Genomic DNA, 13,165 nt, shown 5'->3' on the forward strand with positions numbered 1-13,165 from the left:
GGTCCGCGGCGAGATGGGGCACCGCAGGGGCGGCGGGCGCAACGGAAACGTTCCAAGTGAGTTGGATGGCACGGGATTTGGCCGGATACGTCCGGCGAGTCGTCACCTTCCTCACTGGTGTCGTCACGCCTCGCTGGATAGCGTTGGTTCGCTCGAGAGAAGTCTCGCCCCACCGGGAGTCGACCGTGAACCGCCGCCCTACCCTGCTCGCAGCACTCGCGCTGACCGCCGCCGCGGCCCTGACGCTCTCCGCGTGCGGCAGCGACGACGAGAGCCCCGCCAAGGACAGCGACGCGATCGCGGGCGCTGACACGGGCGATGAGAAGTCGGCCTCGCCGAGCGAATCAGCCCCGGCCGCCGAGGGCCGCCCGAAGATTGAGTTGCCGTCGGACGTCACGTACAAGTTCGAATGGGAGAAGACCGGCGATGCGGACGAGGATGCGCTGCTCAGCGATGCCGAGCAGCGCATCAAGGCTGTAGACATGGCTATCGCCGAGCAGGATCCGCTCCATGAGGCCTACCGCTTCTACTCCGAGGGCGCGGCTGCTGCCGGGAGCCAGAAGTACATTCAGGACTTTGTCGATCACAAGGCACGCACGACGGGCTTGACCCGCTTCTACAGCGAGAGCGTGGCCATAAAAGATGACGGAACGGCCTCTCTCGTGTACTGCGAGGACCAGAGTAAGGCGTTCAATAAGTTCCTGGAGACTGGAAAGACCGACGTCACTTCGGTGAGTAAGGACTCCTACGTCGTCTATGCCGGTACTCTGCGCAAGAATAAGGACGGCGTGTGGGTTACCGAGCGGCTGATCTCCCAGAGAGGGAGTGCAAAGTGTCAGCCTTGATGCGGCGCGATGGCCTGTTGGTTCCCCTCGGGCTTGCTGTCACTCTCATCCTCACCGCTGCTGCCCCTGCGTATGCGGAGAAGGGCTTCGGCGGCGCGACGGATGGCGAAACGGAGCAGCACGCTGACACCAGTGGCGACGGCACTGTTTCCGTCACTGTCGGCGGTGTGGTGTTCGACCGTTCGAAGAACGGGAGTGGTCGCTCCGCCGGTGCGTTGACGCCGTCCACGTCATGGACGCCGCCTCCGTGCTGGTATGCCCCGAAGTACACGCCGGAGCAGTTGCAAAAGTACCTGGAGCCGATCTGGGAGGCTGGTTCCACGGGGCATGAGTGGGACGCCAAGCAACGTGACCGGTACGTCAAGGGCCACCCGTACAAGGACTTCAACAAGGACAAGGCCGGCAAGGGCTACTTCTGGGACTCGTTTGTCGATGAGGACTTCCCGCCGGGTTGGGACTCCTGCGAGGAACAAATTTTCTGGGTGGACCAGGGCGACCCGCCGCCGGCCGGTATCGAGAACGCCGTCACTCCGGAGATCCTGGCGGAACTTGCCTACTCCGAGATTCGGGTCCCCGGGACAGAGGTGACGCTGGCTCCGGCCGAGGCGGCCAAGGTGAACCTTCCAACGTGGGCGTGGCTGGACGGAGCGGAGTTCAAGCCGGTCTCGGTCACCGCGTCGGTACCGGTGATCGGTATCGAGGCGACGGCCACGGCGGAACCGGTCTCGCTGGAGATCGAGCCGGGCACGCCCGACGCCGAGACGTTCCCGGCTTCCGGCGTCTGCGAGATCAACGGCGGCCGCATCGGTGAGCCCTACGCCAAGGGCAAGGCGGAGCAGACCCCGCCCTGCGGTGTGAAGTACCTGCGTTCCTCGGGCGACGGCACCTTCCCGCTCCAGGCCACGGTCACCTGGAAGATCGAGTGGACGGGCACCGGCGGCGCGGGCGGAGACCTTCCCGACGGGAGCTTCGGAGCCACCCAGGACGTCGTCGTCCAGGAGATCCAAGCCATCAACCGCTGAACGCGCCCCCTCCGCCTCTGTTGTCCGAAACGCGCTCCTCCTAACGAGGGCCCTGTTCTGCGGGGGCGCTACGAAAGTCGGGGCCTCTCGTTCCTCCCGTTGGTGCAGGTGGATCGGGAGACGGGACGAGCCCATGGCTGAGCCGCGGTTGGTCGTTGACGGGGATGAACTCGGGCGGTTCATGAAGTCGCTGCGCAAGTCGTCGAGTTCGCTGCGGGGTGTGCGGCAGGCGCTCGCGGACGCGACCGTCACCGGGCTCGGTACGGACGATCTCGACCGAGCCTGCGAGTACTTTCAGGACGACTGGAAGTACGGAGCCGAGGAGATCGGCAAACAGACCGAGGACCTCGCCGAGATCATCGGCAAGAGCAAGGACAGCTACCTCGAAGTCGACAAGGCCCTGGAAGCCGCGCTCCAACGGTCCCGAGCCGGTAAGGGCGGGGGTGGCCGTCCGTGACCGTCACCCAGATCGACGACACCGGCGCGGCTCTCGATCCGAAGTCGAGGGCCGACCTCGGAAAACCCCAGGGGCTCAAGTCGGCGCCCCGCATCCCGTACCCCGACTATCCACACCTGGGGTTCAACCCCGTACCGGGGGACACCGAGACCATTCGCGGACTGCACAAGAAGCTGAGCGGTTGCGCGAAAGTCCTCGAGGACGCCCACGGACTGGTCACCAAGTTGCTGGACGGCAGCTACTGGAAGGGCGACGCCGCCGTCGCCTTCCGCGAACAGCTCGACGACGGTCCGTTGCCGCTGAACCTGAGGAACGCAGCCCGGTCCATTCGTAAGGCGACCAAGCAACTGAGCTGCTGGGAAGCGGAGTTGGACGACCTCCAGCGGCGTGCGAAGCGACTGGAGAACGATGCCGAAGAGGCACAGGCCGCGGTGGACCGGGCGAAGGGGCGTGCTCTCAAGGCGGAGGACCACCCCGACCTTGAGAAGAAGGGAACCGGGGATGGTGCGGCACAGCGGGCACTGACCCGTGCCAACGCCGAGGTCGAAGAGGCGCAGGCTGCACTCGACAAGGTCATCGGCAAGGCGAAAAGGTTGGCCGAGGAACATGAGCGCCAGGCCGGACACCGTGCGCAGAAGATCCGAGATGCGACGAGGAAGCTGGCCCCTCATGAGCCAGGCATGTTCGACAAGGCACTCGACTGGCTGACGGACAACCTGCCGGACATCCTCAGTTTCTTGGCGGGTGTCGCAGGAGTCGTGGCAATTCTCTTTGCAGGTCCGCTGGGGTTGGCGATGGTGGCGGCCTTAATGCTCACGGCGTCCGGACTGAGTGCTGTTGCACTCAGTCTCCGCCTCTTCGCGAACCCCGAGACCCTCGAGTCTTTGAGGGATGGATTCACCAAAGGCGAGTTAGACGCTGACTTCTGGAGCAACCTGGTATCGGTAGGTGCCGATGCGGCGGGAACGGTGCCTGGTCTTGGAGCGGCTGCTGCGGGAGCAAAGGGAACGGTGAACGCCATTCGGGCTGGAGGAGGGGCACTCTCGCACGCGCAAAAAGCCGCAATTTTTGGCACGAAGACCATGGATAGCATGCAGATTATTACTCGGCTGGACAACCCTCTGGTGGGGCGAGCTGTCCGGAGTTTCAGCAATCCTGCGGCAGCGGCAAACACGGTGACGGTCATTTCCGGGCTGGCCGGCGTGGGCACTGCTGGGTTTGGACTCTACAACAAGGTTGTGGACGCGGACGACGACGGCATCAAGGACGGCAGTGTCGCAGGTATCGACGGCACGCGACTCATCCTGGACAACGGAGGAATCTTCAACATCGTTCGCCATGCCTTCTAACATCGACGCAAGCGAAAGGGGGCCCGTGAATCCTGAGGAGTTTCATGTGGCTTGGGATCACCCTCCCACCCGTCGGTCCTACATGAGGCACATGATGATGAACTCTGTAGGGCTGCTGGGCTGGGCTTTCACCTGGGTTTCCCTACTTTATGTGCTGGCTGTGCACCTCTCTCCAGGATTTTCCTTTCTCTTCGCGCTTCCTCTCTGTTACTCCTTCTACAGGACAATAGTGCAGCTGTTTTATTTCTCCCCAGCTCTCCGAATGAGACGCATTATGCGAACGTACCCGTGGCATATTATTCGGGGGGTCACATGTGGGCTGACGCAGCATCCTGAAGTTCCCTGCAGGCATTATGGATGGTTTGAGTTTTCCAACCCCTCCCGTCCTGAACACAAAATTCCGCTCGTATTCTCTCGGCACCATCGCACGGAATGGTGGCACCGGAGAATGTCACCCCGTGCCAAGCCTGCGTTGAAGGCGGAAATCGAAAAGATCTGGTTTGTTGGTGACCCCCGTTTCATCGGGATAATTGCCGCATCTCAGAGTAACGGCACCGCCCCTCGTCGGCTGCATGTCCTTGAGCAGCGGATGGCCTCGCAAGACAGTGAAAGATTCGGGAAATGGGGGGCTACAGCGGAGGACGTGGAGCGTGGGCGACGCGTCGGAGTTCACCCTGCTCACCCCTGACCATCTTGGAACTATTTGTGGCCAACTCGGAAATCCTCCTCCATGACTCGTTCGATGATCCGCACGCTGCGCTCTGGTTTGTTGAACCTGCTGGGTTCAGTGCACTTCCCCTCGATTCTTTGCTTCCTGCCCCTGAATCACAAGCGGCGGACTCCTTAAGGGAGGCAGCTGCTCCGTTTCTGGGAACGTCGAGGGATTCGCTGGCTCGCCAGCAGTTCATTGCGGCTTTTGCCGCCGGGCAGCAGCTTCTGGCTGCCCTTCGGGAAGTCGGTACGGTGCACTGTTCTGTTGGGTTGCATCGGGATGATGTCGGTGGGGCGGGCGAGTTGTTGTTTTCGCTCTTCACGGTTTCCTGGCGGGAGACCGCCCCCGCGCCCAGGGGTGTCACGGCGGCGCGTGCCGTGGCGTCCGGTGGTGGGCATGTGCGGGTCGAGTTCGTCGAGTTGGCCGCCGGGCTTGCTTCGTTCAGCGAGGTGGGTTCCACTCCGGCAAGCGGGAGTGGTCTGCCGCGGCGTCCGCTGCTTCAGATGCATGCCCATCTGCCGCACCCGGACTGCCGACGGCTCGCCGTGCTCACGCTCACCACCACGGCTCTGGCCCGGCGCGCGGAGTACCGGGCGATTCTGCGGGTGATCGCCGAAAGCGTCAGCTTTGAAAGGCCGTAGAGGGGAGAGGGGGCCGGCCGGGTGTGGGCGGCTGGGATCCGCCGGGTAGGTACAGCCCCATGACCACACTTGGTGCTGTGTTCCGGCCGCAGTTGGCTCCTGAGCGGCTTCGGGCTGTTGTTCGTCGTGCGGAGGATGCCGGGCTGGGTGAGTTGTGGTTGTGGGAGGACTGTTTCCGGGAGGGTGGGATCTCCACGGCTGCTGCCGCCCTGGCCTGGACGGAACGGGTGCGGATCGGGGTCGGGCTGCTCCCCGTGCCGCTGCGGAACGTCGCCGTTACCGCCATGGAGGCCGCCACCCTGCACCGGATGTTCCCCGGGCGAGCCGTGCTCGGCGTCGGGCACGGGGTGCAGGACTGGATGGGGCAGGTCGGGGCGCGGGTCGAGTCGCCGGTGACGCTGCTGCGGGAGCATCTCGTGGCGCTGCGGGCCCTGTTGCGCGGGGAGCGGCTCACCATGGAGGGACGGTACGTCAGGCTCGACGACGTCGCCCTCGACTGGCCGCCCGAGGGGGCCGTCGACGTGCTGGCCGGGGCCACCGGACCGCTTACCCTGCGGCTCACCGGTGAGGTCGCCGAGGGCACTGTCCTTACCGCGTCCACCTCACCCGAGGGTGTGCGGCGTGCCCGGCGGCTCATCGAGGAGGGGCGGGTGGCGGCAGGGCGGGATGCCGGGCGGCACAGAGTCGTCGTCTACCTCCTCACCGCCACCGGGCCCGGCGCCCACGAGCGGCTCCGGGCCGAGCTGATCGCCGAAGGCGTCGGCTCCGAACCCGGTCTCGGTGTGGCCGGGGAGGCCGGCGCCGTCGCCGAGGCGGTTCAGCGGCTGGCCGAGGCGGGGGCCGACTCCGTGGTCCTCCAGCCGACGGGGGACGAGCCGGACCCGGAGGGGTTCGTGCGGTTCGCGGCGGAGGAAGTGGCACCGCGGGTGGGGACAGCGGTGTCGTAGGCGGTTTCTTCTCGATCGCCGTGTGGTTCGGTTTAGGCCGTTGGTCGGACGGTGTTCACGTCGCCGAGATTCGCGTGAGCAAAGCTGCGCGGGAGGGGGTGCGCAGTGGAGGGGACTGCGCGACCTCTCCATCGCTTTCATTGCCTCCGTCGCTTCGATCGGGGGCCATTCTTCAGTCCGTCGCCCTGTCGTCCCGCCGTCCCGCCGTCCCGTCGTCCCGTCGGCGGGGCGGGGTCAAGTGGGCGTTCCTGGTGGGGTCACCCGTCGGGGGGACGGCTGGAAGTGTTGGTGTGGTGGGGGCCGGTCGCGGGCAGGTCGCGCCACGCCGGGCGCGATGTCCGTGTATTTCCTGTTTCTTCCCGGGGGAGCGGCTTCATTTCTGTCATCGAAGTGCCTGGAATGCGGGATTCCGTAGGCGTCGGGGTGTTGCCGGGCGGTTCCGGAGAGTAGTTGTGGCCCGCCGATGCGCGCAGCATCACTTACGAAGGGTTATGGTGGAAACCCCCCCTCGGGCCGGTCCGTATCCCCCCCACGGACCGGCCCGTTTTTCTGGGCCCTACCCCCGCGGGGGTAGGCTTCGCGTCCGGGGGCTGCCAGAGGGACAGGATTCGCCCGCGGCCGAGAGCGTGCCGCATGCCGTGGATCGCGGCGGGTGCCGCTCCTGTCCGATCCGTACGGAGGGGCTGACGATCACGTGAACCTGCGCGACAAGCTGCGCGGCCTGCTGGTCAGGCTGTACGCGCGCCGGGTGGAAGGCCACCTGGACCCCGCTCAGGTGCCCAAGCACATCGGCGTCATCATGGATGGCAACCGCCGTTGGGCGAAGGCTTCCGGTTCCAGCACCGTCCACGGCCACCGGGCCGGCGCGGACAAGATCGGGGAGTTCCTCGGCTGGTGCACCGAGACCGACGTCAAGGTCGTCACGCTCTGGCTGCTGTCGACGGACAACTTCGACCGGCCGGAGGAGGAACTCGTCCCGCTCCTCGGTATCATCGAGGACGTCGTACGCACCCTCGGCACCGACGGCCGCTGGCAGGTGCACCATGTCGGCACGCCCGACCTGCTGCCGTCCGGGATGCAGACCACGCTCAAGGAGGCCGAGGAGGCCACCGCGCAGGTCGACGGCATAGTGGTCAACGTCGCCATCGGGTACGGCGGTCGCCAGGAGATCGCCGACGCGGTGCGCTCCATGATGCTCGAGGCCCACGAGAAGGGCACCTCGATGGAGGAGCTCGCCGAGGCCGTCGACGTCGACATGATCGGGCGTCACCTCTACACCAAGGCCCAGCCCGACCCGGACCTCGTCATCCGTACGAGTGGCGAACAGCGGCTGTCCGGATTCATGCTCTGGCAGACCGCTCACGCGGAGTACTACTTCTGCGAGGTCTTCTGGCCGGCCTTCCGCAAGGTCGACTTCCTGCGGGCCCTGCGTGACTACGCCGCTCGTCACCGGCGTTTCGGCGGCTGAGGCCGTCCCCGCGTAACGGGGAGTTCATCGGGACGCCGTCGTGCGGTCTGGCATGACGGCGATTGTTCGAGGGCATAACTCAGACAGGTCGACGCCCGAACCACGGGTGTCGGATCTCAGCGGGCGGCCCGGGGCCGTCCGCCCGGGAGGCCCTTTGCACCAGCCCGACCGTGCGGTCACGGCACGGACGAAGCAGCGGAGGGCCGGTTCTCGGCCCGTGCATCGGCGCCGTCAACCGGTCCAGCTCCGCTCCGTCGCTCCCCGACCTCTTCCGAGGGGGTACGTCCTTCCGTGGTGACCAGCACACAGCGCCACAAGCCCGACCGGCGCACCTACGTCATCGACACCAGCGTCCTGCTGGCCGACCCCAACGCCCTGAGCCGCTTCGACGAGCACGAGGTCGTGCTTCCCGTTGTCGTGGTGACGGAGTTGGAGGCCAAGCGGAACCATCCCGAACTCGGCTACTTCGCCCGGCAGGCGCTGCGCCTGCTCGACGACTACCGGGTGAGGTACGGCCGCCTCGACGCCCCCCTTCCGATCGGGGACCTCGGCGGAACCCTGCGTGTCGAGCTCAACCACTCGGACCCCGGCGTGCTGCCCAGTGGCTACCGCCTGGGGGACAACGACTCCCGCATCCTCGCGGTCGCCCGCAACCTGCAGGCCGAGGGATTCGACGTCACCGTGGTGTCGAAGGACCTCCCGCTCAGGATCAAGGCGTCCTCCGTGGGCCTCCTCGCCGAGGAGTACCGTGCGGAGCTCGCCGTCACGGACGCCTCCGGCTGGACCGGGATGTCCGAACTGAACCTGCCCGCCGAGCAGGTGGACGTCCTCTTCGAGGAGGGGCACATCCACGTGCCCGAAGCGGCCGACCTGCCCGTGCACACGGGGCTGACCATCCAGTCCGAGCGCGGCAAGGCCCTCGGCCGGGTCACGCCCGAGGGCGACGTCCGTCTGGTGCGCGGCGACCGGGAGGCGTTCGGCATCAAGGGCCGGAGCGCCGAGCAGCGGATCGCGCTCGACCTGCTGCTCGACCCGGACGTGGGGATCCTGTCCCTGGGCGGCCGGGCCGGCACCGGCAAGTCGGCGCTGGCGCTGTGCGCGGGCCTGGAGGCCGTGCTGGAGCGCCGGCAGCACCAGAAGGTGATGGTCTTCCGCCCGCTGTACGCGGTGGGCGGGCAGGAGCTCGGTTATCTGCCCGGCAGCGAGGCCGAGAAGATGAGCCCCTGGGCGCAGGCCGTCTTCGACACGCTGTCGGCGGTCACCAGCCGTGAGGTCATCGAGGAGGTCACCGCGCGCGGCATGCTGGAGGTCCTGCCGCTCACGCACATCCGGGGCCGCTCGCTGCACGACGCGTTCGTGATCGTCGACGAGGCGCAGTCACTGGAACGGAACGTGCTGCTGACCGTTCTGTCCCGGATCGGCGCCAACTCGCGGGTCGTCCTGACCCACGACGTCGCCCAGCGGGACAACCTCCGGGTGGGCCGGTACGACGGTGTGGTCGCCGTCGTCGAGAAGCTGAAGGGACATCCGCTCTTCGCGCACGTGACCCTGAACCGGTCCGAGAGGTCCCAGATCGCCGCCCTCGTGACCGAAATGCTGGAGGACGGGCAGCTCTGACACGTCCACTCCTGATATGAACCTGATCCGACCCTGATGGGCCGTCCGGGTTCTATCGGGCATGTCGAGGTCTATCGGGCTCATTGGGACGATAGGCCGGGAGAGTCCTTCAAAGGGCCTTGTGGGTCAGGTGGGCCCTTTTGGTCCTGCCTCCGAACAGGGTTCGACAGCACGGCAGTTGGCGCCGTCCGGAAAGGCGAAGAGCCTAGCCGGGCGGCGTCGGCGCGCGTGCGGCTTTCCGGGAATCTCCAGGGACAAACGAGATGTGAGCTTTCACACGCGTGATGGAATTGCCTCGCGCCTCCGGATTACGGCAGAGTCTCACTCCTGTCAGGCCCCGCATGCGACACAGCCTCACCCCCAGCGGTAGGGCACCACACAGGCACCAGCGCCAACTGCATAGCGTCGTCGTATGCCGCCCGAGCACCACGCGGCGCTCCCGTTCGGGAGTTGCCCACCGGGCCCGTGCCTCCCGTGACCCGAGTTGGGGAGGCCAGTGCCAGGGGCACGATTGCGTCCGCGAGGGTCACCGAAGCGGTCGATGCTGGAAGGAAACCGTGTGAGCCGGATTTCGGTCCGGGGATTCGCAGTGGCCTCGGCCACGGCGGTCACCGCTGTCGGAAGCGTCGTCGGTGTTGCGTCGGGCAGTACCGCGCAGACCAACGACGACCTCGAGGCGACGGCAGCCGGCACCACGCTGCTCGCGGACATCCCCGCGGGCCAGCAGGCCCAGGTGCAGACCGCATCCCTGACGCAGCAGGCCGAAACCATGGCCATCGCCGCGGACACGAGTGCCAAGAAGGACGCGGAGGAGGCAGCCCGCAAGGCCGCCGCCGAGACCGCGATCGCCAAGAAGAAGGAAGCCGCCGAGCAGGCGGCCAAGGAAGCCCAGGCCGCGAAGGAGGCCAAGGAGCGCGCGGAGGCCGAGAAGGCCGCCAGCCGCACCAAGACGGCGTCCGCGTCCGCCTCCGCCTCCGACTTCGCGGTCCAGAGCTCGTACACCGTCGCCCAGGTCCAGGCGATGGCCCGGCAGATGATTCCGGGCGACCAGTTCCAGTGCTTCAGCAACATCGTGCAGCGCGAGTCCACCTGGAACTACAAAGCCATGAACCCCTCCTCCGGTGCCTACGGTCTCGTCCAGGCGCTGCCGGGCACCAAGATGGCCTCGGCCGGCGCTGACTGGCAGACCAACCCGGCCACCCAGATCAAGTGGGGCCTCGGCTACATGAACGAGCGCTACGGCAGCCCCTGTGGCGCCTGGTCGTTCTGGCAGGCCAACCACTGGTACTAGGCTTCCTGGATCGTGCCGGACCCACCGTCCCGCGGTCCCGCTCAACCTCGGCAGAGCCCCACACCGTCCTCAAGGTGTGGGGCTTTCGCCATGTACGGTCGGAGCGACGACTCCAGGGGGAGTGGTGGTGCGAAACGGGGGCAAGGGACGGGTCATGTCACGAGTGCCAGGATGGCTCGGCCGGGTCGGAGCCCGACTGACCGAAGTGAGCAGGCGGTTGGAAGAGCGCCGCGCCGAGATGGAACGGGAGAGCCGGGACACTCCGGAGCACGCCGAGGCGATCGAGCCGACCGAACCGGCCGCCGCACCCGCCGACCGGGCCCCCGAGCTGCCGGGCGGCCACACCCCCGCAGCCGATTCCGGGCACGCTTCTGCTCCGGCTCATGTCATACCCTCCCGCCCGGACCCCGCCCAGGCCGTGCCGTGGGGCGTACGGGTCGCCGCCGAGGCCGGCTGGCGCCTGCTGGTGCTCGCGGGCACGGTCTGGGTGCTCATGCGGGTCATCGGCGCCGTCCAACTGGTGGTGCTGGCCTTCGTCTCCGCGCTGCTGATCACGGCGCTGCTGCAGCCGACGGTGGCCTGGCTGCGGCAGCTCGGGCTGCCGCGCGGCCCGGCCACGGCGCTGACCGCGCTGTTCGGGTTCGTCGTCATCGGCCTCATAGGCTGGTTCGTGACCTGGCAGGTCATGGAGAACATCGACCACCTCTCCGACCAGATCCAGGACGGCATCGACGAGCTGCGCAACTGGCTGCTCAACAGCCCCTTCCACGTCACCGACAAGCAGATCAACGAGATCGCCAAGAACCTGCGTGAGGCGGTCGGCGCCAACACCGAGCAGATCACCTCGGCGGGCCTGGAGGGCGTGACCGTCGTCGTCGAGGCGCTCACCGGCATCCTGCTCGCGGTCTTCTCGACGCTGTTCCTGCTCTACGACGGCAAGCGCATCTGGGAGTGGACGCTGAAGCTGGTGCCCGCCGCCGCCCGCCCGGGTGTCGCCGGTGCGGGGCCGGCCGCGTGGCGGACGCTGACGGCGTATGTGCGCGGCACGGTGATAGTGGCGCTGATCGACGCGATCTTCATCGGCCTCGGCATCTACTTCCTGGACGTGCCGATGGCGGTGCCGCTCGCCGTCTTCATCTTCCTGTTCGCCTTCATCCCGCTCGTCGGTGCGGTGGTGTCGGGGGTGCTGGCCGTCGTCGTCGCGCTGGTCACCCAGGGCGTGTTCACGGCGGTCATGACGCTGGTGGTGGTCCTGGCGGTGCAGCAGATCGAGGGCCACATCCTCCAGCCGTTCATCCTGGGCCGCGCGGTGCGCGTCCATCCGCTCGCGGTGGTGCTGGCGGTCGCGACCGGCGGGATGGTGGCCGGGATCGGCGGTGCGGTGGTCGCCGTACCGCTGGTCGCGGTGACGAACACCGTCGTGGGCTATCTGCGTGCGTACTCGCAGGAGGCGGCCGTACGTCTCGCCCCCGGGCCCCGGGGCGCCACGGCGGTTTCGGCGGCCATGAGCCACCACGGGCCGCCGGCGCCCCCGGTACCGGAGGTGCCCCCGGCACCTCCGGAGCCGCCGGCCCCGCCGGGGCCGGTTCCGCTGGAGGACACACGGGGTTAGTGCGGGAGTGGCACGGCGGTGGTGCACGACAGCGGGCCCGGTCACCGTCGTGGTGATCGGGCCCGCTGCGGATGAGGAGGGAGGGTCCGCGGAGTTACGGAGTTACTCCGAGAGAGCCGCCTCCGCGTCCAGCGTGGCGGCGACGGCCTGGACCACCGCGGCGATCTTGAACGCCTCCTGGATGACCTCGCGTTCGACGCCGGCCTTGCGCAGGACCTGCTCGTGGGAGTCGAGGCACTGTCCGCAGCCGTTGATCGCGGACACCGCGAACGACCAGAACTCGAAGTCGACCTTGTCGACGCCCGGGTTGCCGATGACGTTCATCCGCAGGCCGGCGCGCAGCGTGCCGTACTCGTCGTCCGACAGCAGGTGGCGGGTGCGGTAGAAGACGTTGTTCATCGCCATCACCGCGGCGGCGGCCTTCGCCGCCGTGTACGCCTCGGGCGACAGGTTCGCCTTCGCCTCGGGCTCCAGCTCGCGCAGCACGATGGCCGAGCGCGAGGCGATCGCGGTCGACAGCACCGTGCCCCACAGCTGCTGGGCGGGAAGGCCGGAGTTGCCGATGACCGAGCCCAGGTTGAGCTTCAGGTCCTTGGCGTAGTCCGGGAGGCGGGACTTGAGGGAGTCGAGCGACATGTCAGGTCACTCCCCGGCCAGCAGCGCGACCGGGTCCAGGGTCTCGTCGCCCTTGGACCAGTTGCACGGGCAGAGCTCGTCGGTCTGCAGGGCGTCCAGGACCCGCAGGACCTCCTTGGGGTTACGGCCGACGGAGCCGGCGGTCACCATGGTGAACTGGATCTCGTTGTTCTGGTCCACGATGAACACGGCGCGCTTGGCGAAACCGTCCTCGCCCTCGATGCCGAGGTCGCGCATCAGCTCGTGCTTGGAGTCCGCCATCATCGGGAACGGCAGGTCGCGCAGGTCGTCGTGGTCCTTGCGCCAGGCGTGGTGGACGAACTCCGAGTCACCGGAGAAGCCGAGGATCTGGGCGTCACGGTCGGCGAACTCGTCGTTCAGCTTGCCGAAGGCAGCGATCTCGGTCGGGCACACGAAGGTGAAGTCCTTGGGCCACGCAAAGATGATCTTCCACTTGCCCTCGTAGGTCTTGTGGTTGATCGTGTCGAACTCCTTGCCCTTCTCCAGTGAGACACAGGCCGTCAGTTCGAACTCGGGGAACTTGTCACCAACAGTGAGCACAGGCTCT

12 protein-coding genes are annotated in these 13,165 nt (G+C 67.1%); 10 read left to right on the forward strand and 2 right to left on the reverse strand.

Annotation, left to right across the window (positions count from 1 at the left end; genetic code table 11):
- The first annotated feature begins 185 nt into the window (after positions 1-185).
- From DIZ27_RS03450 to DIZ27_RS03500, 10 genes are all read left to right on the forward strand, one after another.
- Positions 186-845 carry a hypothetical protein gene (locus tag DIZ27_RS03450; RefSeq protein ID WP_109376769.1) on the forward strand — a complete coding sequence of 220 codons (660 nt, stop codon included), beginning with the start codon at positions 186-188 and terminating at the stop codon, positions 843-845.
- Complete coding sequence (locus tag DIZ27_RS03455; RefSeq protein WP_109376770.1) at positions 845-1,867, forward strand: hypothetical protein; 1,023 nt, start codon at positions 845-847, stop codon at positions 1,865-1,867. Before DIZ27_RS03450 ends, DIZ27_RS03455 begins: the two co-directional genes overlap by 1 nt.
- A gap of 133 nt (positions 1,868-2,000) precedes the next feature.
- The gene (locus DIZ27_RS03460) at positions 2,001-2,324 is read left to right on the forward strand and encodes a hypothetical protein (protein ID WP_109376771.1); all 324 of its coding nucleotides are present in this window, start codon (positions 2,001-2,003) and stop codon (positions 2,322-2,324) included.
- A complete protein-coding gene (locus DIZ27_RS03465; protein ID WP_109376772.1) occupies positions 2,321-3,673 on the forward strand; it encodes a hypothetical protein in 1,353 nt (450 codons plus the stop codon). The genes DIZ27_RS03460 and DIZ27_RS03465 overlap by 4 nt, the downstream gene beginning before the upstream one ends.
- 705 nt (positions 3,674-4,378) lie before the next feature.
- Positions 4,379-5,026, forward strand: a complete 648-nt coding sequence (locus DIZ27_RS45050; RefSeq protein ID WP_146228900.1) for a hypothetical protein — start codon at positions 4,379-4,381, stop codon at positions 5,024-5,026.
- Between the two features lie 59 nt (positions 5,027-5,085).
- On the forward strand, positions 5,086-5,973 hold the full coding sequence (locus DIZ27_RS03475; protein WP_109376774.1) for an LLM class flavin-dependent oxidoreductase: 888 nt from the start codon (positions 5,086-5,088) through the stop codon (positions 5,971-5,973).
- A 694-nt stretch (positions 5,974-6,667) separates the two neighbouring features.
- Positions 6,668-7,441 (forward strand): isoprenyl transferase, encoded by a 774-nt coding sequence (locus DIZ27_RS03480; protein ID WP_109377011.1) that lies wholly within the window; start codon positions 6,668-6,670, stop codon positions 7,439-7,441.
- A gap of 291 nt (positions 7,442-7,732) precedes the next feature.
- On the forward strand, positions 7,733-9,058 hold the full coding sequence (locus tag DIZ27_RS03490) for a PhoH family protein (RefSeq protein WP_109376775.1): 1,326 nt from the start codon (positions 7,733-7,735) through the stop codon (positions 9,056-9,058).
- Positions 9,059-9,617: 559 nt separating this feature from the next.
- Positions 9,618-10,349 carry a lytic transglycosylase domain-containing protein gene (locus tag DIZ27_RS03495; RefSeq protein ID WP_258308217.1) on the forward strand — a complete coding sequence of 244 codons (732 nt, stop codon included), beginning with the start codon at positions 9,618-9,620 and terminating at the stop codon, positions 10,347-10,349.
- A 154-nt stretch (positions 10,350-10,503) separates the two neighbouring features.
- A complete protein-coding gene (locus DIZ27_RS03500; RefSeq protein WP_109376777.1) occupies positions 10,504-11,961 on the forward strand; it encodes an AI-2E family transporter in 1,458 nt (485 codons plus the stop codon).
- A 102-nt stretch (positions 11,962-12,063) separates the two neighbouring features.
- On the opposite strand, the gene DIZ27_RS03505 is transcribed toward DIZ27_RS03500, so the two are convergent.
- Entirely contained in the window at positions 12,064-12,597 is a 534-nt protein-coding gene (locus tag DIZ27_RS03505) for an alkyl hydroperoxide reductase (protein WP_109376778.1), read from the reverse strand.
- A gap of 6 nt (positions 12,598-12,603) precedes the next feature.
- Entirely contained in the window at positions 12,604-13,158 is a 555-nt protein-coding gene (locus tag DIZ27_RS03510) for a peroxiredoxin (protein ID WP_109376779.1), read from the reverse strand.
- Positions 13,159-13,165 lie beyond the last annotated feature (7 nt).

This window comes from Streptomyces sp. NWU339 (genome assembly GCF_003143855.1).
Lineage (GTDB): Bacteria > Actinomycetota > Actinomycetes > Streptomycetales > Streptomycetaceae > Streptomyces.